Origin of the sequence: Acinetobacter sp. AHP123, from assembly GCF_023757925.1 — a bacterium.
In the GTDB taxonomy this organism is placed as follows: domain Bacteria; phylum Pseudomonadota; class Gammaproteobacteria; order Pseudomonadales; family Moraxellaceae; genus Acinetobacter; species Acinetobacter oleivorans.
This window is the reverse complement of the sequence record NZ_CP092454.1, coordinates 1,548,207-1,570,955: the sequence shown is the minus strand read 5'-3', so window position 1 is coordinate 1,570,955 and position 22,749 is coordinate 1,548,207. Positions and strand designations below refer to the sequence as shown.

Sequence of the window (22,749 nt, the reverse complement as noted above, 5' to 3'; positions counted from 1 at the left end):
GATGAGTTAATCTGTGCCTATAGAGTTCATTGCAACATCAAAACTCCCGACCGCTTTTGGTGAATTCAATATTTCTGTGTTTCAAGATCCAGTATCAGGTGAAGAACATGTGGCACTTTCTAAAGGGTTAGAAAATCCCCCTACAGGCCCTGTTTTGGTTCGTGTACATTCAGAATGTTTAACAGGTGATGCCTTTGCATCATTAAAATGCGACTGTGGTCCTCAATTACAGGCAACTCAAAAGCTCATCAACGAGACAGGCCAAGGCGTTATTTTATATTTACGTCAAGAAGGTCGTGGTATTGGGCTTACAAATAAAATTCGCGCCTATGCTTTACAAGATCAAGGTCATGACACCGTAGATGCTAATTTACTTTTAAATTTACCTGCCGATGCACGTCGTTACGACATGTGTAGCATCATGCTAGATCATTTAGAAGTTAAAGAAGTTAAATTAATTACCAATAATCCTTTGAAAATTCAGGCACTCAAAGATCAAGGAATTAATGTTGTTGACCGTGTTCCATTAACGGTTGGGCGCAACCCTTTTAATGAACAATATTTAAAAACTAAACGTGAACGTATGGATCACCTTTACCAAAAAGATGATTTTTTAAAAAAATAAATATTAAAAAAGCAATCACAGGGAATTTTTGAGACATTTCTCAAAAATCCCTTACTTTTTTTATGGTTTTGTGTTTTGATGTACCTATCTCCTATCTCAATCATCTTTGAGGGTCATTATGCAACATCCGACTTCCACAGATATTCAACGTGTCCGCGAATTTCTCCTCGATTTACAAGCTCGTATATGTGCTGGTTTAGAACAACAAGAAAAAGCTGGCGGCGGTACGAGTGAATTTATTATTGATGATTGGGAACGCCCTGAAGGCGGCGGTGGTCGTTCACGTGTACTGCAAAATGGCACAGTGATTGAAAAAGGTGGTGTGATGTTCTCTCACATCAACATTAGTAAACTGCCTGCTTCCGCTACAGAAAGACACCCTCAAATTGCTGGTGCTAAAGCTCAAGCGCTTGGCGTTTCGTTAGTGATTCACCCTAAAAACCCGAATATTCCGACTTCTCATGCCAATGTACGTTTATTCGTTGCAGAGCCTGAAGGTCAAGATCCAATTTGGTGGTTTGGCGGTGGTTTTGACTTAACTCCTTTTTATCCAGATGAGCAAGATGTTATCGATTGGCATCAAGCCGCACATGACCTATGCCAGCCTTTTGGTGACCATGTCTACGCTGAACATAAAAAATGGTGTGATGACTATTTCTATTTAAAACACCGTGATGAACAACGTGGTGTTGGTGGTTTATTTTTTGATGATCTCAATGGCTGGGATTTCGAAACTTGCTTTAAATATATTCAAGCTGTAGGTAATGGTTATTTAAATGCCATTCTGCCAATTTTTGAAAAACATCGTGAACAGCCGTATACACAAGCTCAACGTGAGTTCCAAATTTACCGTCGCGGTAGATATGTCGAATATAACTTAGTATATGACCGCGGAACATTGTTTGGCTTACAAACAGGTGGACGTATCGAATCTATTTTAGTCAGCCTACCGAACCTTGCAGGTTGGTCGTATCGTCCAGAATGGGATGAAGATTCCCCAGAGAAACGTTTAACTGACTATTACCTAAAACCACGTGACTGGTTAAATCTAAAAGAAAAAGTTGCTTAATTTTTTGCTTTTTGGAGATTCTTTGGCTTCCACCCTAGAGAATCTCCTTTTTTATTTTCACTTTTCTGAACCTCATTCAAATATTTTTTCTTATTCCAATTTGGCTTATAGTGAGGCCTGCTGAATATTCAGCACACGTTTTTAACTGCTTCATGCCATTTTAAAATTTTGGATATAAGAATGACCAAACAGTTTGCAGTAATTGGCAACCCGATCGAACAATCACGCTCTCCTGAATTGCATCATGCTTTCGCTGAAAAAACAGGTGTTGATCTCGACTATCAAAAACGTCTTGCCCCTCTTGATGGTTTTGAACCGAGTATGCGTAGTTTCTTTGCAAATGGTGGAAGTGGCATGAACGTTACCGTACCATTTAAAGAACAAGCTTTTGCTTTGTGTGATGTGTTAACCGAACGCGCTCAAATTGCGAAAGCGGTGAATACATTATGGATGCAAAATGGCAAATTGCATGGCGATAATACTGATGGCCAAGGCTTAGTGGCCGCAATTCAAGCCTTAGATTGGAACTTAGAAAATACAAATATTTTAATTTTAGGAGCTGGGGGTGCAACTCGTGGTGTTATTTACCCACTGGTACAGGCTGGCGCTAAAAAGATAGTGATTGCAAACCGTACTCTCGCTCGTGCAGAGCAACTTGTAGATGACTTAAAATTAGCAGTTCCTCAAGCTCAATTACAAGCAATTTCTCTTAGTGAGCTAGAAGGGAATTTTGATATTGTAATTAATGCAACTTCTGCAAGCCTTTCAGGTGATGCATTACAATTACCTGAAAATTTAGAGTTCAAATATGCCTATGAAATGGCTTATGGCAAGCCATCCAGCTTCCTTGAGCAAGCTAAACAACGCAATGTGCCTTATGCGGAAGGTTTTGGAATGTTAGTGGGTCAGGCTATTGAAGCCTTCTATATATGGAATGGTGTGAAACCTGAATTAAAAGATTTTCTATAAAACAAAAAAGAACCTACTTTAAGTAGGTTCTTTTTTGACGGCATTATTTATTATTTTTTGGTCACGACCATTTGCTGGTAAACATCTCGGAAAATCTCATAATCAATAAATTCATTATGTTCAGGTTTTAAATTCTGAATTGTTTTTTCCGTAAGTTGCTGTTTACGCGCAGCAGCATAGGCCTTACCTAAAATATCAGCTGTTTGTGACAATAATGGTTTTTCTTCAGCAGAAGCACCATTTTGTTGTTCAAATTTTAATTGATATTGCTTCGAGAAAAGCTGCTCAGGCTGCTTATATTGTTTCTGTAATTTTTGCCATGCTTCACGCCCTGCCTCACCTTGTATTGTCGTAATCACAATATGGTCCACAGCACGACCTAAATCATTATCAAATTGCTCTTCTTGCTCAAGATGATGCTTTTTCTGCAATGCTTCAATACGCTCTAAAGCCTTACCTTGAGGATTATAAGTTTCTTCTTCAGAGAACCAATAAGCATAAACTTCAGCAATTTCTTGCAACTGTTGAACTGAATAATAATTAATATATGACGGTTTTTCGGCAGTCAATTTTGCAATAAACACAGCCTTATATGTTTTGTCATAGGCACGTGTTGCATCATAAGTTTGGTTAGCCAACAGCGCTAGACTAGAATCTAAATCTTGTACATCGCTATGTAAGCCAACTGGATGCTCAGAAACATCACTCTGCCCAAGTTTTTCACTAAAGCCTTTTACAAAGTTTTCAAATAGCGAACCTTTGCTTGCTTCAGCAACTGATTTAGCTTGTTTAAGCTGCTGCTGGTCAATTGAAGTGGCTTTACCATAATTTAAAATTTGCATGTCCATTTTAATATTAAAGCGATGATTAAACTCGGCTGGTGTATATGCCACATCATAGTCTGCGTTAACTAAACGGCCTTTTTCATCAAGTCCAACATCAATCGTAATTGGATTTCTTTGTTTTGGTAAAGCTTGCTCAATCTCGGCTTTATGTTTTAACCATAAAGCTTTAAATGCATCATCATTCACAAACTGGTTCTGATCATAAGCAGCAAAAGTTTGTTTTAGTGCAGCTTGACGAGCTTTCAACTGAGTTTTTTCGGTATTTACAGCGCTCTGATCAAGCACATTAATACCGTAAATTTGACAGTAATTAACATCACCTAAGGCAACTGGTTTCTTAAGAGACTGTAATTCAACACACTGCTCTTCTGTAAGTGTAGCCACTTCTTCATCTTGTGCAGTTGGTTCAGCATTTGCCACAGCAACGTCTTCGGCTTGAGCTGAATCAGAGGCTGCTTCTGCTGCTGCCACATCTTGAGCTGCACTTGCTTGGTCTTCATCACCTTCCTCAGAAGCCAATGTATTGCCAAAATGAGCATTAATAAGTGAGTAGAGTTGCTGACTGACAGCCGCTGCATCTTCAGAAGAAACCCTCTGCCCCTCAGCACCAGTCACCTTTTTCTTAGCTTCAGAAGCAGCAAGTTCAGTTGCTATAGATTCGGCAACCTTTTGGTCATCAAACCCTAAAACATTTTTTTGCAAATATTTTTCATTGACTTGACCATAGAGTTCCGATTGCAGCAATAACTCTTCGACCGTATCTTTTAAACGAATTTTTTCTACAATTCCGGCTTTGCGGTCAGCATCGGTAATGGGTAAACGCTGTAAATTTTGTGGTTCAGCCAAACGATAAGATACCGCGCTAGAAGCTTTTGCATATTCAACAAACTTCTTCATATCGACGTTTGTAAACAGATTTTTATACTTTGAAAAATCGACATACGCCAAGTTATTTTGATTGTCTTTATTGACCAAATAAGGCATTAATCCGAAATAATTAACGTAAAATTTATAGTCTTTCAGATCAAGTACCATTGGCAATTTTGCCTGTACCAATAAGGTCGGTTTCTCATATCTTGCAGTGAGATTTAATGACCCCATTTTTTGATGGTAATGAACTGAACCATCGTAACTAAATTGGAGATCATTTAATAAATTTATTAATACGGCATTTACTTTTTCTGAACGTGATTCGTCAGATACACCCGAAACAGATTGCTCATTTGCAATTGCAGCATAAAGCGCCTGCTTCTGTTTTTTATTCAAATTAGTTTTTTGTTCACGTAAATATTGATCTACTTTTTTTTGCACTCCAGCATCAAGCTGAGCCGTTTTCTCTACAGTACTGATTTTCTTAGGCTGATTTGAATCAACATTAACTTTAAAATGCCCGCGGTAGTCATAGCTTGGGTATTCATACATTGCATTCATACCCTGAATGACTTTTTGATCTAAGTTGGCAGATGCCACTGATGGACGTAGGTTATGCTGCGCACATGCGGTCAAACCCAAACTAAATAAACATAAACTGAGATATTTTAAATGCATAACCTTTTTTAAAACCTTATAGCTTTATCTTTTTAGCAAAACTTGCTAAAAATAAAAAATAGTTGTTTTTTCACATAAAAGTATAAGTCCTGAATGTAGCAGAAAATGTATTTTCGGGTGTATTTATTTTCGACAAAATTCGCTTTTCTGACATTTCTTTCGGATGTGATTATCATTGTATTTTTATCAGGTGAGTGAATAATCAAATCATCGATTCAGATAATCCCACAATGATTCAAAATTAGGATTAAAGCCATGCCAGCATATAAAGCCCCGCTACATGATATTCGTTTCTTAATGAATGAAGTATTAGATTACCCTGCTCACTATAAAACTTTATCAAATGGTGAAAATGCAGATCCAGATACAGTTGATATGATTCTTGAAGGTGCGGCAGATTATTGTGAAAACGTATTGTCGCCACTTAACCAACCTGGTGATGAAGAAGGTTGCCATTTTGACAATGGTGAAGTGAGAACGCCTAAAGGCTTTAAAGAAGCTTATGACCAATTCGTAATGGGCGGTTGGCAAGGTCTTTCTTATCCAGAAGAATTTGGTGGCCAAGGCCTACCAATGTCATTAAATCTGATTAAATCAGAAATGATGGGTACTGCAAACTGGTCATTTACGATGTACCCTGGCTTAAGTTCGGGTTGTATGAATACTATCTTGCAATTCGGTACTGATGAGCAAAAACAAACCTATATGCCTAAACTTGTTGAAGGAACTTGGAGCGGCACAATGTGCTTAACCGAACCTCAATGTGGTACAGACTTAGGTCAAGTTAAAACTAAAGCTGAACCTCAAGCAGATGGCACTTATAAAATCTCTGGTACAAAAATCTTCATTTCTGCCGGTGAACATGACTTAACTGAAAATATTATTCACATCGTACTTGCACGTCTTCCAGATGCTCCTGCTGGTACTCGTGGTATTTCATTATTTATCGTACCTAAATTCATCCCTACTGCTGATGGCGGTGTTGGTGAGCGTAATACAGTCGCTTGTGGTTCAATCGAACACAAAATGGGGATTCGTGCCTCTGCTACCGCGGTGCTGAACTTTGATAATGCAACTGGTTATTTAATCGGTGAAGTGAACAAAGGCTTACATGCAATGTTTACCTTCATGAACACAGCACGTATCGGTACTGCTGTTCAAGGTATTGCACATGCTGAGTTATCTTATCAAGGTGCGTTACCTTATGCGAAAGACCGTATGTCTATGCGTGCGCTTTCTGGTAAAAAAGATCCAGATAAAGTTGCTGACGCAATCATTCATCATGCTGACGTACGCCGCCTATTGTTGACTCAAAAAGCAATTGCTGAAGGTGGTCGTTCAATGATCTATCATGCTGCAAAACTTGCAGACAAAATGACAGATGCATTAACACGTGGCGACCAAGCTGCTTATGAAGACTATGATGACAAACTTGGTTTCTATACCCCGATTTTAAAAGGTTTCTTGACTGAACTTGGTTTAGAAGCTGCAAATAACGGTATGCAAGTTTACGGCGGCCACGGCTACATCAAAGAATGGGGCATGGAACAAATCGCTCGTGATGCTCGTATTTCAACGCTATACGAAGGTACCACAGGCATTCAAGCACTTGACTTGATTGGTCGTAAAGTATTGCTTAGCTCAAAAGGTAAAGTGGTTCGTGACTACACTGCTGAAATCTTAAAATTCTGTGCTGCACACGCACGTAATAAATATTTACGTCGTTTTGCTTGGGACTTAACTAAGCTTTGTGCTCAATGGAATACTTTAACTGTTCGTATCATGCTTGCTGCACGTAAAGACCGTGACATCGTATCTTCTGCTTCTGTAGACTTTTTAATGTTCTCAGGTTACGTGATGATGGCTTACTTCTGGGCGCAACAAGCAGTCATTGCTTCTGAAAAACTTGAAGCAGGTGATGGTGCAGAAACACCTGAATTCTATAAAGCTAAAATCAAAGTTGCAGACTTCTACTTTGACCGTATGCTACCTCGTACTCAAGGTCATGCAGAGTCGATGGTAACAAGCTCTCGCACATTAACATCATTACCAGTTGAACACTTTAGCTTCGACTACTAATGATTTTTAAATAGAGAAACGAAAAGAGCGCAATTTATATTGCGCTCTTTTTTATTAAAGGAAAATTGAATATTTATTCTTTAGTTAATACATAAGCCTGATTTGGAACAAAATAGTTTTGCTCTAAAAATTCACGATTTTTACCATAATCGCTATAAAACAGTTTTTCTAGATTCATGACCAATCTTTTGTTTGAATCAAAATTAAAATAAAAATTAACTTTAGACAAAGGACATTGAATGGTTAACTCATGCTCTTTTTCATCCACCTTCCAATTTAAAGAAGGACATAATTCATTTACAGCGGCACTTTTAGCTCCATCTTTACTTCCCACGCGACCAAAATGAATAACATTCCAATAAGCCGATCCATTGGGTAATAAATTTAAAATGTACTCTGCTTCACCCGACTCACAATCAGCAAAAGCATCCTCACATGAAATTCGGGTGTGATATCGCCCTACATATTGCAATAAGGTTCCGCTTAACTTTTTAGCTTGATCTAAGTTTTCTTCGGGTAAAAAAGTACGGCCTGCCACATAATCTAATGTTTTTGTAGATGTACTATTTTTTATTAGATTTTCTTCATGCGTAGAATTAGAGCTGGCACTAGAGTGATCTTTTGAGTTGGCATGGTTTATATCGCAAGCACTCAGTGTCAGGCACATCATAGCCCCTACAACTAAATACTTAACTAAAAAACTAGACCGCTTCAAAGACATATACATTATTCACAGATAACAGCAACCGCCATGTTTATATTCATTTCAGGCATTAACCAATTGCTGTAATAACCCCTTAAGCCCTGAAAAGGTGCATTTTAGTTGATGTTGGTTTCCTTCATCCCAATCCTTTACATATTTTAACCAATTTACTTTTGAGAGGACTTTAAACCCGTTATTTCGCCTCCATATTTTTATTAAGAAAGAGCACAATAGCTTCTTGTAATTATTTATCTTTAAGGAGAATTAGATGGCCAGTTCTGGTTTATATCGCTCGAACCGACACAGCATGATCGCCGGTGTAATGGGTGGTATTGCTGAACGTTTTGGTTGGAACGTAACTTTACTACGTGTCATTTTTGTTTTGATCTCAGTTATGAGTGCGGCCTTTCCAGGAATTTTAGTTTATCTGGTTTTATGGTTAGTCATTCCGAAAAAACAGCCAGAGCATATTGAAGGCTATCGACAATCCGTTCGAACAGTAAATGAAGAACAAGTACGTTAATTAATAATTTTGGTCGCTACGGTTGCATCCCCTAATCAACCGTAGCTTTTTTTATTCTAAAAATTATAGCTTTTGATTTAACTGTTGCTGTAACGCAGCAATCATATCTGCGCGGCTGATCATTCCTACGAGCTTGCGATGTTCAACCACAGGTATGTAGTTAAACGACTTTTCTACAAAGTATGGTACCAAATCTTGAATAGGTTGAGTTGGCAGTACCGTGACCACTCGATGACTCATAATTTGTTTTACATAGTGCTGCCAAGAGTTTCTTGGATCTGCTGCGCCCTTAAACCACTCTACAACTTCATATAACGCTAAAGTTCCTACCAAATGATTTTCTGCATTTACTACAGGTAGGCTCATCAAGTTCACTTGTTTAAATTTATCGAGTGCCTGATGAATGTCGTCATCTTCATGTAGTTTGATGACATCACGACTCATAATATCCTGACAGATATATTGATTTACCATACGCTCATTGGCATGTTCCTGAGCCTCTAAAATGATCTTTTCTAAATCATACTGACTAATATCTAAAAGCTCAGTGTGATGCCCTAATGCATACTCAATGTCTTTGGGTTGAATTGATACTTTTTGAGTCGGTGTAGGGTCTTTACTGCGGTCATTAAGATGAGCAGTAACTGGATAATGCCGCCCAATTAATCTATTAAAAAAGATGGCGAAACCGAGTAGAAGTAACGAGTTGAGTAAAACTGGATAAAAAATAAAATAAAAGCCTAATTTATGAATTGCAGCCCCACCTAATACCGCGGTAATTGCGACTGCGCCACTCGGCGGATGCAAAGAGTCGGTGGTCATCATTAAAAATATGGCAAAACCTACTGCGACACTAAAAGCTGTAGTTAAATCAGGAATCCACTGTGCGCAGGAAACACCAATAATTCCAGCTAAGGTATTACCAACAATCACATTCCATGGTTGAGCCAAGGGACTAGTCGGCACAGCAAACAATAGAACAGATGAGGCGCCCATTGGGGCGATGTACCAAGCATTAATTCCACCTAGAACATACCAGCTAATTAAGGAAGAAATTGCTAAACCACACAACGCTCCAATACCGCAAAATAACCGTTCCTTTAAAGGTAAAACCTTAAAATTTGGCTTTAAAATCTGTAACCATTCTGGCTGTATAACACTCACAGTACACCTTTGGGGATATGCCGTTATTTATAACGGGCAAAAGTATACGCCCAAAGCCACATAAAGTGCATTTAAATTATATCTTTAAACGACAAGAAAACTTATTAAAAATAATCTTTATAATTTTAAAACTTTAATATTCCAACAATTTTTCATTTAAATAACGCCAATAGCGCGTCGGCAAATATTGCACATGAAGTTTTATATTCTGGCGTTCAGTAATATTAACGCTATTAAAATAATCTTTCCAAAGCTGGTCATATAAAACTTCTTGTTCATCCAACTCAAGCTGAAAGCTTTGACTCATGCCATTTTTTAAATTACGGTCGACCTCAGAAGCTTCAAGTGAAACTTCATGTATTTCACGTAAATCATAATAAATTCCGAACTTACGTTTTTCGTCATAAATCAGCCAACGCTGATCTTGGTAACGCCGTTTAAAATGAGGCTGAATAAGCGGTAAAACATTAAAATCAGGACGTACTAAACTCAAAAAAAGCTCATCTTTGGTTTTCTTAAACCGAATAAAAGCCTCCATCCGATGCTTCTCTCGCCCGACCTTTTTCGTCCATTGTGCAATCGCTAAAACACTAGGATTTGAATAATCTTTTTCTACGGAAAAATGGCTAGTAAACACATAGATACAGTAATTAAATAAATGCTGATAAGCGTCTAAAGACTCAGATAAAGAGGCAAAATAAAATTGTTTTAACGATGAAGATGAAAGCTTTTTTTGTAGCGCGGACCAAACACGTTCGGCATGTTGTTCGTTATTTGAAACCTCAATCTTATCTGCAAATAAGCCATGTTGAGCCGCATCATTTAAACAGAGTCTGACCTGCAATTCTTTAAATTGAAATGCACGAAAAACACAGCTCAGCAGCCCCACCATTGAACCATCAAAATAGTAAGCCACTTCATCATTAAACATGGCTAAAACCCAAGGCTTAATTGTGGCGAGAGTTGCTGCACATATTTCGAAGAACCTTGCGTTAAAATCTGCTGCCGAATAAAACTTGAAGAAAGTTCTTTTTGGAACTTTAGGCTGTCTTCACAGCGAATAAAGAATTTAGCACGCTGATAAGCTACACCGAGTTTTTTAAGTAAATCGATATGGATTTTTCCAAAACGGCGAGCCTGCACAATTTTCTTAGCTGATTTCACGCCAATGCCCGGCACACGTAAAATCATTTGATAGTCGGCACGATTTAAATCTACTGGAAACTGTTCAGGATGCCTTAAAGCCCAGCTTAATTTCGGGTCTACATCAAGATCTAAGTTTGGGTGTTTTTCATTGACGATTTCATTGACCTGAAAACCATAAAAACGCATCAACCAATCGCTTTGATAGAGTCGGTTTTCCCGCAGTAATGGCGGTGCAGAACCCACTGCTGGCAAGTAATTATTTTCGGTATTAATTGGGATATAACCCGAAAAATAGACACGTTTGAGTTTAAATTCCTTGTAGTGCTTATCTGCCATAAACAAGACATCTTGGTCTGACTCTTGATGTGCTCCCACTACCATTTGCGTAGTCTGTCCTGCTGGTACATATTTCGGCACATGCTTAATGATTTGGCGTTCATCTTTAAGCTGAATGAGCCTGTCACGGACCAAACCTAAATCTTTTTGCACTTCCTGATGTGATTTTTCTGGTGCAAAAGTTTTTAGGCCAACCTCGGTAGGCATCTCTAAATTAATACTCATACGGTCAGCATACAAACCAGCTTCATGAATCAGTTCAGGCGATGCCCCCGGAATAGTTTTTAGATGAATATAGCCATTAAAATTTTCTTCAAGACGTAACTTTTTCACGACTTGGAGCATACGTTCCATCGTATGATCCGCCGATTTAAAAATACCTGAGCTTAAAAATAAGCCTTCAATATAATTACGACGGTAAAAATTAATGGTTAAATCTACAACCTCTTGCACCGTAAATGCTGCACGCTGGACATCATTAGAACGACGTGAAACGCAATAGGCACAATCAAAAATACACACATTACTAAATAGAATTTTTAAGAGAGATACACAGCGACCATCTTCGGTATAACTATGGCAAATACCTGAATGACTGGCATCGCCTAGGCCTTTATCTTTGTTTTTACGGTCACTGCCACTTGATGAACAAGACACATCATATTTAGCAGCATCAGCAAGAATCTGTAGTTTTTCTCGAATGCGATCAGACATATCAAACGACTCATTTATGGCATCGTTTAAAAAATATCATTTTGCATTCTTAAATTTAATCCAGTGAAGTACGCTATGCGTCATGAGGTGACGTTTAAAATAATCCGTCTTAATTAACGTATTCTTCAAGCTGTTTTACACGCGCTGCATACTCTTGCATTGGACAATATGAATACATCGGTGAGCCAATGTATGAGCCTGCATTATTACACTCCTGATCTACATAAGCTTTCCAAAGTCGCTGAGATTTTAAAATATCTTGGTAACGCTCTGGCTGTTTGTATTCTTCGCTTTGTGTACGAATTTGATCAATGAGAGCAACAATTTTTTCTTCATAAGTCTTTTTAGCTTGTTCAGAACAGCTATGCACGACCATGTTGTTAATACTCTCAAGCTTCATTTCTTTAATGGTCTGATCTACACATTGGTTATATTCATCTTGCTCATCAGTTTCGGTTTGTGCATATAGCCACGGACTACAGAAAAGACTGGATAAAACAATGAGTTTGCAGCAAAATTTCAGCATAATTAATTCTCGATTCTATAATTTTTAATATGCTTCAATATAACAAAAATTCTGTAACGGTTGCTTATCAGTCTAAATTCACAGAACAGAACATCAACATTGAATGAACGCTCAGCTAATTGAATATAAAATCCTTATAAGCAGAACTATATTAATTAAATACTTTTATTTGATCGCATTCTTAAATACATTAATTTGCATTCATGTTATATAGTTATAAAAATCAAATTTACATTGATTTATATGAAGAACGCTATCTTTAATAATTTAAAAATCTTCATTCAAAATTTAGATCCAGATAAAGATCAAATTTGGCATTGTCTAATCATGACACCAATCCACCTATATATTATTGCTTTATTCCTATTATTAGGCCACATAACTATCTACGGAAGATTTGCTTTTGGAACTATAGGAGATATTCCTATAATTTTGCTTTTCATGACAGTAATTTATTACGTATTAGTTTTTATACCTGCATATTTTTTACAATTATTCTTGTTGAAATTCAATTTCCTTAATTTCTTCTCTATCCTTGCAAGTGCAATTATTCTCACCTTTTTAATACCTAATATCTTAATAATTTTTTTTCGAGACTCATGGGAACTAATGCCATTAGAAGGCTTATTTTTCTTCAGTTGTTTTTCTATAATTTTCGCTATTACATATTGGATATTACTACTCAAAAGTATAAAAAAAGCAGCTAAACCATCAAATCTGAAATTCCCAAACTAGCCTTTGCCACTCCCCCACAAAATCCTTATACTTAGGGGCAATTTTTCTCATAAATTCGTGGATGCTACATGAGTCGCGCCATCTCGCACATTGATACATTTCAGGGCTTAATTCTTGCCCTACAAAACTATTGGGCCGAACAAGGCTGCGTCGTACTACAACCTTACGACATGGAAATGGGCGCTGGAACATTCCACACCGCAACATTCTTACGTGCTTTAGGGCCTGAAACTTGGAATGCTGCATACGTTCAACCTTCACGTCGTCCAAAAGATGGCCGCTATGGTGAAAACCCGAACCGTTTGCAACACTACTACCAATTCCAAGTGGTGCTTAAGCCAAATCCAGACAACATCCAACAGCTCTATCTTGATTCTTTAAAAGCAATCGGGATTGATACGCTTACTCATGACATTCGCTTCGTAGAAGACAACTGGGAATCTCCGACGCTAGGTGCTTGGGGCTTAGGTTGGGAAGTTTGGCTTAACGGTATGGAAGTGACTCAGTTCACTTACTTCCAACAAGTCGGTGGTGTTGAATGTTACCCAGTAACAGGCGAAATCACTTACGGTTTAGAACGTCTTGCAATGTACCTTCAAGGTGTTGACTCGGTTTATGACCTTGTTTGGACCAAAGGCCAATTTGGTACTGTGACTTACGGCGACGTATTCCATCAAAATGAAGTTGAACAATCGACTTATAACTTTGAATACGCTCCAGTTGAAAAACTATTTGAACTATTTGATTTTTACGAATCAGAAGCAAACCGTTTAATTGAAGCAAAACTTTCTCTTCCTGCTTATGAGCAAGTTGTTAAAGCATCTCATACCTTTAACTTGCTAGATGCACGTGGCGCAATTTCTGTGACTGAGCGTCAACGTTACATTTTACGTGTACGTACTTTAGCGCGTGCTATCGCACAAAGTTATGTACAAGCACGTGCTGAACTTGGCTTCCCAATGGCAGAACCACACTTACGTGATGAAGTATTGGCACAGTTAAAAGCACAAGCTGAAAGTGAAGCAGCAAAGGCGGAGAAAAACTAATGAGCAAACATACTGTTTTATTCGAACTTGGCTGTGAAGAGCTTCCACCAAAAAGCTTAAAAACTTTACGTGATGCTTTACAGGCAGAAACGGTAAAAGGCCTAAAAGATGCTGGCTTAAATTTCGCATCAATTGAAGCTTATGCAGCTCCACGTCGTTTAGCGCTTAAAATTGTTGATATCGATGCTGCTCAAGCTGATACACAAAAACGTTTTGATGGCCCTGCTGTTCAAGCGGCTTACGATGCAGAAGGCAAACCGACTAAAGCACTCGAAGGCTTTATGCGTGGTCAAGGGATTACAGTTGACCAGCTTTCTACTTTCCAAGCAGGTAAAGTTGAAAAAGTTTGCTATTTAAAAGATGTAAAAGGTCAAAGCCTTGATGCTTTACTTCCACAGATTTTACAAACTGCGCTAGACAATTTACCAATTGCTAAGCGTATGCGTTCTGCGGCAAGCCGTACCGAATTTGTACGTCCAGTGAAATGGGTTCTTTTACTCAAAGACGACCAAATTATTGACGCGACTATTCAAGATCACAAAGCTGGTAATGTGACTTATGGTCACCGTTTCCATGCACCTGAAGCGATTACTTTAGCCAATGCCGATGCCTACTTAGATGCACTTCGCGCTGCAAAAGTTGTGGCAAATTTTGAAGAACGTCATGCAATCATTTTAGATCAAGTATTAGCTCTTTCTACTGAAGTTAATTGCCAAGCAATTGTACCAACTGATCTACTTGAAGAAGTTATTAGCTTAGTTGAATGGCCAGTTGCGCTTCGTGCCAGCTTTGAAGAACGCTTCCTTGCCGTGCCTCAAGAAGCTTTAATTACTACGATGCAGGACAACCAAAAGTATTTCTGCTTGGTAAATGCGGACAATAAATTACAGCCTTACTTTATTACTGTTTCAAACATTGAGTCTAAAGACCCAACTCAAATTATTGAAGGTAATGAAAAAGTTGTTCGCCCTCGTTTGTCTGATGCTGAATTCTTCTTCTTACAAGATCAAAAGCAACCGCTTGCATCTCGTAAAGAAAAATTAGCAAACATGGTATTCCAAGCACAGCTTGGTACGCTTTGGGACAAATCAACACGTATTGCAAAACTTGCTGTTGCATTGTCTTCAATCACTGGTGCAAACCCAGCCGATGCTGAAAAAGCTGCATTACTTGCTAAGTGCGACTTAACCTCTGAGCTTGTAGGTGAGTTCCCAGAACTTCAAGGTATTGCGGGTACTTACTACGCACGTATTGAAGGTGAAAACACTGAAGTTTCAGAAGCTTTAGGTGAGCAATATTTACCAAAATTTGCGGGTGATGTTTTACCTAAAACTAAAACAGGTACAACGATTGCTCTTGCTGACCGTTTAGATACGCTTGTTGGTATTTTCGGTATTGGACAAGCGCCTACAGGTTCTAAAGACCCGTTTGCTCTTCGTCGTTCAGCAATTGGTATCTTACGTTTAATCATTGAAAATGAATTAGATGTAACAATTGAAGAGTTAGTAAATCTTGCACTTCAAGGTTATGGCGATATCGTTAAAGACCATGACAAGACTCGCGCTGATGCTGTTGCATTCTTGGAAGGCCGTTACCGAGCTAAGTACGAAGACCAAGGTGTTGCTGTTGACGTACTTCAAGCAGTTCAAGCACTTGCACCAAAATCTCCACTTGATTTTGACAAGCGCGTAAATGCAGTTAATCACTTCCGTACATTACCTGAAGCTGCTGCACTTGCTGCTGCAAACAAACGTGTTGCTAATATTCTTGCAAAAGAAGCGGCACCAGAAGGTTCTGTAGTTGAAGCAAACTTGGTTGAAGATGCTGAAAAAGCATTATTCGCTGAACTTCAAGCAGTTACCCCTGCTGTTGAACCATTACTTGCGGCAAAAGACTACACTGCTGCCCTATCTAAGCTTGCAGCACTTCGCGCGCCGATTGATGCATTCTTTGATGGTGTAATGGTAATGGCAGATGATGCTGATCTGAAAGCAAACCGTTTACGTTTATTGGCTCAGTTACGTCACTTGTTTACCGCTGTGGCTGATGTGAGTGTATTGCAGGGTTAATTAGCTCATTATTAAATAAAGGGATCTTTTATAGATCCCTTTATTTTTTGAGTTAAACAAACTCTTTAATTTCTTCTAAACTTTTTGATGGCTCAAACCACATAAAATCATAATCAGCTACATCATGAATATAAAACGGATCATTTTTCATAATTTCTTCAGCTTCTGGAATCGAAGAGCTTAAAACCAAAATCACCCCACCTACTCTATTTTCTCGACGCCCTGATGCCAAAAACTTCTTTTGCTCATAATAATGATCTAAAAAAGCAATATGCTCTTTGAGTACAGCATCAACTTCGGCTAATGGTTTTTTATAGGTCAAGGTAACAACAATCATCTCATTCTCTTAAAGCAAGTAACACATGACATAGCATCAATCTACAGAATATTTAAATATCTGTAGCTTATTCGATAGTACGCCGATTGCCCCAATTCATCCACACCAAACTCCCCACAATAATCGCTCCACCCAACAACACCATCATGGATGGTTTTTCATTTAAAAAAAGCACTGCCAAACTCATCGCGACAATGGGCGAGCAATACAAAAAATTCGATGCAATCGTTAAAGGCATATTTTTAAGTACATATCCCCAAAGCACATACGCCATCGCACTTGGAAAAATACCCAATAAGACAACCGACATATTAGCCTGCCAAGTAGCATGTAAAATCTCATTAGGCAAATGAGCACTATAAAATAGTAAAGGAATAGTCCCGAACCAGATGATGTAGCACATCATGCTCAAAGCATCATAATTTAAAGCAAATTTTTTATATAAATTAAAATAAAGACCCCATGCAATTGCGGCTAACACAATCAATAAACTGTAAGGGCTCGGCACACCAAAACCATGATCTCCACTAACCACCAACACGGCGCCGCAAAGACCGAGCAAAATACATAACCATTGTTTGAAACTAATTTTTTCTTTAAAAAGCAAAGCTGAAATAATAAAGGTGAATAGAGGAATGGATTGACTCAAAATACTAGATGCGACTGCACTTACATATTGCTGCCCTGTATTTATAAGCAAATGATGCAGAGTTACAGAGAAAAAACCTAATACAGCAAGTGCAGGGACATCTTTCCACTTTAAAGGCTGAATGCCTTTTTTCATGACCAAAAGCAGTAAAAAAAATGATGCAATCAAAAAGCGGAGCAAGGCAATATGCTGCGGTGTATATGAATGCAAAGCGCTATGTACGCCAATAGGTGAATAGCCCCAACAAAAGACAGTCACAGCAATACATAAATAGAGCTTAAATGCGGGAGGCTGGGTTTCGGCAGCAAGAGAAATTGCCATGTTAAATCTGCACTAATGAAATGGAACACTTTCATCATATGCGCATGGATAGTTGAATAAAATTAACTTATATTGAGTCAAATATTCATTAAAAGTGAATGATAAAATCATGGATATCACACAGTTAAAAATGTTTCAGACCGTGGTTGAATGCGGAACAATGGCTAAGGCATCAATGCAACTACATTGTGTACCATCCAATATCACAACGCGCATTAAACAACTCGAAGAAGAACTAGGCGCACCGCTGTTTTATCGGGAAGGAAAAAGTTTAAAACTCACGCCATCAGGAGAAATCTTTCTTAATTATTGCCATAAAATTTTAGCGCTGTGCGATGAAGCAAAACGAAGTATTCATCCTGATGCACCGCCCTCTGGCCCATTAAAAATTGGGGCGATTGAATCTTCAGCTACAACTCGCCTACCCAATTTACTTGCGAAATATCATCAACGTTTTCCAGAGGTTTCCATTCAAATTATTACAGGCACATGGAAACAGCTATTAGTCGATATTTCTCAGCACAAACTTGATGGTGCAATTGTCGCGGGCAATATTGAGTTTCCGATGCTAAATAAACTTAGTATTTACCAAGAAGAAATGGTCTTGATTGCATCTCATTCTTTGGGAGAAATCCACAACCAAGAAGACCTGATTGGTAAAGAAATTTTTATGTGGACTGAGGGCTGTCCTTACCGAGCAGCTCTTGAAGAATGGCTTAAGCTCAAAAATATTTCACTTCCAATTACTAGCATTACCAGTTACGCCACCATTATTGGTTGCGTCAGTGCAGGCTCTGGTGTGTCTTTGGTACCGAAGAGTATTTATGAACAATATAAAAATTTAACCAATATTCGAGCCTATAAATTTGAACACCTTGCCTTTATGCAAAATCAATTTTTCTGGCATAAAAATGTGAGCAACCATAAAGCCAGAGATATGTTTTTAGATTTAATTAAGTCTGAATTTTGTTTATGAGTCATTGGGATAATTACTTTATTGCGAACAAGTGATGATTTATCGTAATCAAATCGTATGGGTTTTATCTCATTGCAGTACAAGCTTTATTTTTAACAGTAAGATCACCACTTCATCTTTTGATTCTGGTTGGGGAGATTTATCCAAAATGAAAACCATACACATTTTATGTATTGCGACCTCTATGTTGGCTTCATCAACCTTATTTGCAGAAACAACGCAACCACAACAAGTGGGTGAAACAACCTCTAAAGCACAACCTTATGGTGATAACCCAAGTTTAGGTCGTGTATTGTTGTATAAAACTGGAAAAGGCATACAAAATTTAGGAGACTCTATTCAAGGAGCTTCTGAAAAAACCTCAAATAAAATTAGCGAAAAGTGGAAAAACACCAAAGAATTTACAGCTGAAAAAGCAGAAGTTGTTCAGCAGAAAGCAGATACAGCCAAAGCTTTTACAGAAAATAAAATAGATCAAGCGAAGCAAAATATTACCAGTAGTCGAAACGGTGAAAATATCCCAATTGAACAAGGTGAGCTAAGTAAATCGAGCACAACAACTAACTAATTTGCTAAGACAGCGCGATAAATTCGCACTTTTATAAATACAGATATTCATTTAGAACTATTGATCATCAACTATAAAGAGCTAGGAATCTGCCTTATGAATAGTCAAAAACTTCTCTTTTCAACACTATGCTGCTTAGCATTAACTGCATGTGCAACCTCTACACCTCCTTCTTCATCTTATTCTCAGGCACAAGTTCTAGAGCAAGATACCAATATCGAAGCTTATCCATCAACTACAGGCAATGTGGCCAAACTCATTAAACAAGATAAGCAAGCTTGTATGATTGAATTTACGGGATATTTAGGGGGCGGACACGTTACTGAACACTGGGTATTTAATGATAAAGGGCTCATTGCAGCCACATCATTTACACAACAATACCCTGATGAGTCAGGCATATTAAATCAGGCAACAAACTCTACGACCAAAAGCTCAACGACTTTTAATATTCAAGATCCAGAAATTCAGAATAATTTCAAAAAACTCCAAAATAACTTTAATCCAGCAAATTTAGAAAAGTGTCATTAATACTTTTCATAAAAAGCCCGTTGCAAAAGCTACCTTCTGCAACGGGTTATAGCTATTTTAAAAATTTCTTGGACCTAATTTAAAAATTATAAATAAGCTATTTAGTTAATAGTCAAACCATTTGTTGCTGCCAGTAAATCAATACGCGGGAAAACTAAGCCCGTTCTTGAGTCAGTAATTGGTTTACCTGTCGTTTTTAAACGGCTGATGGTTTGATCAATACTTTCTGTTGGACTTACGCTATTCGCTCGTAATAAAGCAATCGCACCGGCCACATGTGGTGTCGCTTGAGATGTACCTCCCATAGTGTAGCCACCTGCCGTAATCATTGCTCCCGGTGCCAATAAAGTCACAAGGCTACCACCATTACTGAAACACGCCACTTTGTCTGCTGCTGTTGTTGGGTCAGAACATTTCACTGGATTCCCCCATGACACACCACCAATATTACTATCATAAACAGCACCAACTCTTACTGCACCAGCAACACAGGCAGGAGATGAAATTCCATCTGAAAATGCATCATTGCCTGAAGCGACTACAGGTACCACACCAGCAGCTCGTGCATTAGCAAATGCCGTTCCATAACTGCTGTCGCTACACTCCGAGGTATATTTAACACCTGGTACGCCAAGGCTTAAGTTAACTGCTTTAATATTATAGGTTTGTGCATTATTTACAGCCCAGTTAATCCCTGCGAGGATATCACTATCATAAGCTGTGCTTACCCATTTACCTTGGGATCTGACCTTTCTAAACACATCAATGCCTATAATTTTGGTCTTGGTGGCAACCTTAGACACAATGCCTGAAACATTACTACCATGCCCATCATCATCTAAAGCGCCATCATCTGGTGCACTATCAAATGAGTAAACAACGTGACAAGTATTTGATGGTGTATTTACTGCCGTACAACCAAAATCAGAATGAAGATAATTCACCCCTGTATCAATCACTGCCACACTAGAGCCTTCACCAGTGAAACCATTGGTATTTGCTTGTGGTTGATTAATCAAAGGTAAACTTTCATTGGTCGTGGTTTGATTAATACGATTTGGATAAACCGCTTTAACATTCGGATCATTGAGTAAAGAGACCAAAGCTTCTCGGTTACTAATCCGATAAAAAGCTAAAGGCAAATTATTGTAGTCCCGAAGTACTTGAACACCACCAGCACGGTTAAACCTTGCCTGTAAATTTTTCTTATTTGTTGCAATATAACTTCGCCGTTCTAACCCGGAAGGCACGCTCACCGAAGCAATATTGTATTCAACAATTAAATCATTCGAATCATTATTCACCAAGGCATCTAAATCGATTTTACCCTGAAATACTTTTTGTTTTGCTGCCTGATTTAATCGCTGTTTAGCACCTTTAGAATCTAAAGGAAGAGCAGATGCAGTTGTACTTAAAATCGTACATAGACCTAATAGAAATAACGTTTTACTTTGCATTATTTTTCTCCGTAGTTTTTCAACTAACAATTTACTTATTTCGCTTTTATTTCATTTGCTGGATCTTTTTCTGGATCAATCGGTTGAATTGAAGGATCACTTTTTGTGTCATAAAAAGGAACAGTATCAGCTGATACCGATTGTGAATGAGTTGAATGTTGAGATAGATTTTTAGGTTGAGTAGGCTCCTTAAGTTTAGAAAGAAAAGATGATGTGTCTGGTTGTGGCGAATTCGACTCATGTAAAGCAGAATTAAACACATCAGATGCACCACTTGTGGGCTTTAAATAGAGAACAACGGCGATCAAGCCGACGATTACAAGAAGGGAAGCAATAATTTTCATCTGTCATATCTCTGTTTTTTTGTTTATAGATATCTATTTTTATTTTTGATTATTTGAAATAAAGCAGCATTTCTTAATAGATTTATCATGTGAAAAATCTATTTAATGAAATACATAACCACTAAAAAGTTAAAATAACTTTATCCCGAATAAGCAAAAATACAGTTCTGCCCTGTACGTTTATATTTCTGGCAGAAGATGGTTCAAAAAAGTGCTAAAAAGCGCCTTATTCTCATAATAAGCAATAACTATGCCGTTTACTCCAATAAATAATGAGATTTACATCACATTTGAAGATATAGAGAACAAATTCGAAAAAACGAAATGAAAAAATTAAAATATATTTTTTTAAAAACTAAATAATAAGAACTCATTTTGCTTAATTAGATTTTCTAATAAATAAATGTTCTTTTTCACTTTATTATTAATTTTTATTAATCTCCACAATTCCTCCCTAGTCTGTTTACTCAACGTAACACTGTTGTAACGTTTTGATGAAGTCAGTTCCCAAGCCCATATTCCCTTGGCTATGATTCGTTTGCGTTTATGAAATACCTCACTAAAAGGGTATATTCTTTGAAGGATATCGCAATGAAAATGATGAAAACAGCTATCGTTACTGCAAGTGTTCTTGCTTCTGCTTCTATTTTTGCACAAAGTGCGGGCGTTAATGCAGATGCTTCTGCTCAAGTAAATGTACAACCGGGTGGTCTTGTTAGTGGCGTAGCCAATACAGTCAAAAATACTGCACACACTGTAGGTAGCACAGCAAAGCATGCTGGTCATGTCGCTGCTGACACTACAGTTAAAGCAACTAAAAAAACAACAGGAAAAGTGACTGAACTTTCTTCTAAAGCTGCAAATGGTACAAAACACATAGCAACTGAAGCTGCAACGGGTACCAAACACTTTGCTACCGAAGCTGCGACAGGTACTAAAAATGTAGCGACTAAAGCTGCAACTGGTACTAAACATTTTGCTACCGAAGCAGTAACAGGTACTAAAAATGTAGCGACTAAAGCTGCAAACGGCACTAAAAACCTAGCAGTTGAGGCTAAAGCTGATACAAAAGCAGGTTTTAATGCTGTAAAGACTAAAGTTACAGAAAAACAAGCAGACCAAAAAGAATTTACTGCTGAAAAACAAGCTAATGCTCAAGCGCATGTAGATGCAGTAAAAACTCGTGTAGCTCAAAATCAAGCTGAGCAAAAAGAATTTGTAGCTGATACTAAAGCTGATGCCCAAGCACAGTTGAATGCAGCTCAACCAGCACATGCAATTAATGCTCAAACTGGTGTAAATGTTGGCGTTAACGTTGGTCCTGTTGGAGTTAACACAAACGCAAATATAAACGCTGGTGCTCAAACATCTACACAAAAAGCTGAAAAGAAATCTTGGGTTAAAGGTCTTTTCGGTACAAACTAATATCTTATAAATAAAAAAGGGCAATTCATTGCCCTTTTTTTATT

21 protein-coding genes are annotated in these 22,749 nt (G+C 38.0%); 11 read left to right on the top strand and 10 right to left on the bottom strand.

Annotated elements, in window-relative coordinates:
• The first annotated feature begins 13 nt into the window (after positions 1-13).
• From ribA to aroE, 3 genes are all read left to right on the top strand, one after another.
• Positions 14-625, top strand: a complete 612-nt coding sequence (gene ribA, locus MJX77_RS07470) for a GTP cyclohydrolase II (RefSeq protein ID WP_252061090.1) — start codon at positions 14-16, stop codon at positions 623-625.
• A gap of 118 nt (positions 626-743) precedes the next feature.
• Positions 744-1,694, top strand: coding sequence for an oxygen-dependent coproporphyrinogen oxidase (gene hemF / locus MJX77_RS07465; protein WP_252061087.1), 951 nt, complete (start codon positions 744-746; stop codon positions 1,692-1,694).
• Positions 1,695-1,874: 180 nt separating this feature from the next.
• A complete protein-coding gene (gene aroE, locus MJX77_RS07460; RefSeq protein WP_252061085.1) occupies positions 1,875-2,663 on the top strand; it encodes a shikimate dehydrogenase in 789 nt (262 codons plus the stop codon).
• Between the two features lie 50 nt (positions 2,664-2,713).
• On the opposite strand, the gene MJX77_RS07455 is transcribed toward aroE, so the two are convergent.
• Positions 2,714-5,056, bottom strand: a complete 2,343-nt coding sequence (locus tag MJX77_RS07455; protein WP_252061082.1) for a hypothetical protein — start codon at positions 5,054-5,056, stop codon at positions 2,714-2,716.
• 255 nt (positions 5,057-5,311) lie between these two features.
• On the opposite strand from MJX77_RS07455, the gene MJX77_RS07450 reads away from it, so the two are divergent.
• Entirely contained in the window at positions 5,312-7,135 is a 1,824-nt protein-coding gene (locus MJX77_RS07450; RefSeq protein WP_005301163.1) for an acyl-CoA dehydrogenase C-terminal domain-containing protein, read from the top strand.
• A gap of 73 nt (positions 7,136-7,208) precedes the next feature.
• Here MJX77_RS07450 and MJX77_RS07445 read toward each other — a convergent pair whose 3' ends face one another.
• The gene (locus MJX77_RS07445) at positions 7,209-7,856 is read right to left on the bottom strand and encodes a hypothetical protein (RefSeq protein ID WP_151821445.1); all 648 of its coding nucleotides are present in this window, start codon (positions 7,854-7,856) and stop codon (positions 7,209-7,211) included.
• A gap of 250 nt (positions 7,857-8,106) precedes the next feature.
• Between MJX77_RS07445 and MJX77_RS07440 the strand changes: the two genes are divergently transcribed.
• On the top strand, positions 8,107-8,361 hold the full coding sequence (locus MJX77_RS07440; RefSeq protein WP_004789692.1) for a PspC domain-containing protein: 255 nt from the start codon (positions 8,107-8,109) through the stop codon (positions 8,359-8,361).
• Between the two features lie 63 nt (positions 8,362-8,424).
• On the opposite strand, the gene MJX77_RS07435 is transcribed toward MJX77_RS07440, so the two are convergent.
• From MJX77_RS07435 to MJX77_RS07420, 4 genes are all read right to left on the bottom strand, one after another.
• Positions 8,425-9,525, bottom strand: coding sequence for an HPP family protein (locus MJX77_RS07435; protein WP_252061079.1), 1,101 nt, complete (start codon positions 9,523-9,525; stop codon positions 8,425-8,427).
• A 133-nt stretch (positions 9,526-9,658) separates the two neighbouring features.
• A complete protein-coding gene (locus MJX77_RS07430) occupies positions 9,659-10,456 on the bottom strand; it encodes a TIGR03915 family putative DNA repair protein (protein ID WP_252061077.1) in 798 nt (265 codons plus the stop codon).
• A 2-nt stretch (positions 10,457-10,458) separates the two neighbouring features.
• On the bottom strand, positions 10,459-11,721 hold the full coding sequence (locus MJX77_RS07425) for a putative DNA modification/repair radical SAM protein (protein ID WP_252061075.1): 1,263 nt from the start codon (positions 11,719-11,721) through the stop codon (positions 10,459-10,461).
• 109 nt (positions 11,722-11,830) lie between these two features.
• A complete protein-coding gene (locus MJX77_RS07420) occupies positions 11,831-12,247 on the bottom strand; it encodes a lysozyme inhibitor LprI family protein (protein ID WP_053531377.1) in 417 nt (138 codons plus the stop codon).
• An 803-nt stretch (positions 12,248-13,050) separates the two neighbouring features.
• Between MJX77_RS07420 and glyQ the strand changes: the two genes are divergently transcribed.
• Entirely contained in the window at positions 13,051-14,028 is a 978-nt protein-coding gene (glyQ, locus tag MJX77_RS07415; RefSeq protein WP_002044989.1) for a glycine--tRNA ligase subunit alpha, read from the top strand.
• The gene (gene glyS, locus MJX77_RS07410; RefSeq protein WP_252061072.1) at positions 14,028-16,097 is read left to right on the top strand and encodes a glycine--tRNA ligase subunit beta; all 2,070 of its coding nucleotides are present in this window, start codon (positions 14,028-14,030) and stop codon (positions 16,095-16,097) included. Before glyQ ends, glyS begins: the two co-directional genes overlap by 1 nt.
• A 52-nt stretch (positions 16,098-16,149) precedes the next feature.
• Here glyS and MJX77_RS07405 read toward each other — a convergent pair whose 3' ends face one another.
• Both MJX77_RS07405 and MJX77_RS07400 read right to left on the bottom strand, forming a co-directional pair.
• Positions 16,150-16,434, bottom strand: a complete 285-nt coding sequence (locus MJX77_RS07405) for a YciI family protein (protein ID WP_151302269.1) — start codon at positions 16,432-16,434, stop codon at positions 16,150-16,152.
• A gap of 67 nt (positions 16,435-16,501) precedes the next feature.
• Positions 16,502-17,404 (bottom strand): DMT family transporter, encoded by a 903-nt coding sequence (locus MJX77_RS07400; RefSeq protein ID WP_252061071.1) that lies wholly within the window; start codon positions 17,402-17,404, stop codon positions 16,502-16,504.
• 109 nt (positions 17,405-17,513) lie between these two features.
• Here MJX77_RS07400 and MJX77_RS07395 point away from each other — a divergent pair, with 109 nt between their 5' ends.
• From MJX77_RS07395 to MJX77_RS07385, 3 genes are all read left to right on the top strand, one after another.
• Positions 17,514-18,380, top strand: coding sequence for a LysR family transcriptional regulator (locus MJX77_RS07395; protein WP_252061070.1), 867 nt, complete (start codon positions 17,514-17,516; stop codon positions 18,378-18,380).
• Positions 18,381-18,528: 148 nt separating this feature from the next.
• Positions 18,529-18,948: a hypothetical protein gene (locus tag MJX77_RS07390; protein WP_013196750.1), complete on the top strand. Its 420-nt coding sequence runs from the start codon at positions 18,529-18,531 to the stop codon at positions 18,946-18,948.
• Between the two features lie 96 nt (positions 18,949-19,044).
• A complete protein-coding gene (locus tag MJX77_RS07385; protein WP_252061068.1) occupies positions 19,045-19,479 on the top strand; it encodes a hypothetical protein in 435 nt (144 codons plus the stop codon).
• 101 nt (positions 19,480-19,580) lie between these two features.
• On the opposite strand, the gene MJX77_RS07380 is transcribed toward MJX77_RS07385, so the two are convergent.
• Both MJX77_RS07380 and MJX77_RS07375 read right to left on the bottom strand, forming a co-directional pair.
• Positions 19,581-20,936, bottom strand: a complete 1,356-nt coding sequence (locus MJX77_RS07380) for a S8 family peptidase (RefSeq protein WP_252061067.1) — start codon at positions 20,934-20,936, stop codon at positions 19,581-19,583.
• Between the two features lie 35 nt (positions 20,937-20,971).
• Positions 20,972-21,280: a hypothetical protein gene (locus tag MJX77_RS07375; protein ID WP_252061066.1), complete on the bottom strand. Its 309-nt coding sequence runs from the start codon at positions 21,278-21,280 to the stop codon at positions 20,972-20,974.
• A gap of 591 nt (positions 21,281-21,871) precedes the next feature.
• Between MJX77_RS07375 and MJX77_RS07370 the strand changes: the two genes are divergently transcribed.
• On the top strand, positions 21,872-22,705 hold the full coding sequence (locus MJX77_RS07370) for a hypothetical protein (RefSeq protein ID WP_111855035.1): 834 nt from the start codon (positions 21,872-21,874) through the stop codon (positions 22,703-22,705).
• Positions 22,706-22,749 lie beyond the last annotated feature (44 nt).